The sequence below is a fragment of the Anaerophaga thermohalophila str. Valhall genome (assembly GCF_000250735.1).
GTDB lineage: Bacteria > Bacteroidota > Bacteroidia > Bacteroidales > Marinilabiliaceae > Anaerophaga > Anaerophaga thermohalophila_A.
Genome location: NZ_AHZV01000064.1, coordinates 1 through 2187 on the forward strand (window position 1 = coordinate 1; position 2187 = coordinate 2187).

Annotated in this window: 1 protein-coding gene; it reads left to right on the plus strand. The window is 44.4% G+C overall.

From position 1 onward, the window contains the following. Nucleotides 1-497 precede the first annotated feature (497 nt). The gene (locus tag OQ5_RS20045; RefSeq protein ID WP_016776033.1) at nucleotides 498-1901 is read left to right on the plus strand and encodes a RapZ C-terminal domain-containing protein; all 1404 of its coding nucleotides are present in this window, start codon (nucleotides 498-500) and stop codon (nucleotides 1899-1901) included. Nucleotides 1902-2187: the final 286 nt, after the last annotated feature.

The window sequence follows — 2187 nt, forward strand, 5'->3', positions numbered from 1 at the left end:
CACCACAGATTACACAGATCTTTGCAATCCAGGCGGCAGAACCGAGCAACGCAAATTTTGACCACACCAAAGGTGCGTCTTAATGGCTTCGTCGTTTTAAAAAGCTGTAAAACAGCTTTTTAATTCGCATAATTTGTGAAATTCGCGGTTGATGTGAACAAAATGGCGTTAGCCATTTTTAAAGATACAATTGTAAAGAAAATCATTTCTATGAAAAGTACGCACATTTGTGATGAACCATTTATTAAAATGGCTGTGCCATTTGTTGTTTGGATCACCGACGTTGTGCGAATTTATAATACGAGGTAGAGACGCCCAAATTGGGCGTCTTTAACTTACCAGACACCTGTAAAAGTTTAGCGGTGTAATGATATATAGTGTGCGGTCAGAAATCAAGATATCTGTTGTGATATAATAATCAGGTAAAAAACTAAGGACATTGAAAAGGAGCCAAAATCAACTCAGGAAATTGTTTAAAGAGTGGGCTTGCGAGCCGGTTGAAAGCATCTCGCCTCTTCCCCCCTCCGGGATCGGAGCGCACTTATTATCGCATTGCCGGACCCAATCGTTATGCGCTGGGTGCAGTCAACAAAAATGTAAAAGAAAATCGCGCCTTCGTTGCATTCAGCAGGCATTTTAAAGCGCTTGGGCTGACTGTCCCCGAAATTTATCTGGTCGACGAATCGGAGGAATATTATCTGCTGGAGGATTTTGGAAATACCACGCTCTACGACTGGCTTTCCAATACCCGGTCGGGAAGAACAGTGCCGCCAAACATTGTTGATTTTTACAAACGGGTTATTGATAATCTGGTAATTTTCCAGGTAGAAGGAGTAAAAGGACTCGATTTTTCACTCTGTTACCCCCGTCACAGTTTCGATAAACAGTCGATGCTCTGGGATTTGCACTACTTCAAATACTATTTTCTGAAGCTGGCGGGTGTTCCTTTTGATGAACAACTTCTCGAAGACGATTATCATAAATTTGCCGGCTACCTGCAACAGGCCGACAGCGAATATTTTCTTTACCGCGATTTTCAGTCGCGCAATGTTATGGTGACCGAGCAGGGGCCTGCGTTTATCGATTATCAGGGCGGACGGCGCGGAGCTCTTCAGTACGACCTTGCCTCTCTCCTCTTCGATGCCAAAGCCGATCTTCCCCCCGCTGTTCGCGAGGAGTTACTGGAATACTACATTTCGGTACTCAGGCAAAAAATTGAAGTCAACGAAAAAGAGTTCAGAGACTATTTTTACGGATATGTGTTGATTCGCATCATGCAGGCCATGGGAGCTTACGGGTTTCGCGGATTTTACGAAAAGAAGGAACATTTTCTGAAAAGTATCCCTTTTGCCATCGAAAACCTGAAATACCTTCTCGATAAAGTTAACTTTCCCGTGGAACTGCCGGCCCTGATCGATGCTTTACGTAAGATTACGCAGTCGGAGAAACTACAGGAGATCGGCAACACGGCAAATTTAACAGTTCTTATCACCAGTTTTTCATACCGCCGGGGAATACCGGTCGACACCTCGGGTCACGGTGGCGGTTTTGTATTCGATTGCCGGTGCATTAACAATCCAGGAAAATATGAAGAATATAAAGACAAAACCGGTCGTCACCCCGATGTAATCGCCTTTTTCGAAAGAGAAAAAGAAATGGAAACATTTTTAGAAAGTGTTGTTGCTCTGGCCGACCAATCGGTAAAAAAATATTTGAAACGAAATTTTAAACATTTAATGTTCAATTTTGGTTGTACGGGAGGACAGCACCGCTCCGTCTATTGTGCTGAAAAACTGGCCGGTTACCTTCGTAAGCACTATCCTGTAAATGTGGAACTGAAACATCAGGAGGTGCTGACATGGCCGAAGGAAGGAGAGATGGGTAGAACGGTAGAAGGGTAGAACGGCAGGAAGGTGAAATGAAACGGGGCGGAGGGCAGAGAGCATGGGGCATGGAGCATGGGGCAGAGGTAAAAAGGTAAGAAGGGTTTTCAATGACCAATTATCAATTATCAATTATCAATTGACAAATTCTTGCAAAGCAAGCGGCGGAGGCGAGCGAACCGGAAACCTGAAACCCGAAACCCGGAGCAAGAAACTTTTTGGGGGCAAGTAAAGACGCACGGCCGTGCGTCTCGACAAGCCTTAACTCAAAACACAGAACTCAAAAAATACACCATATAAGACC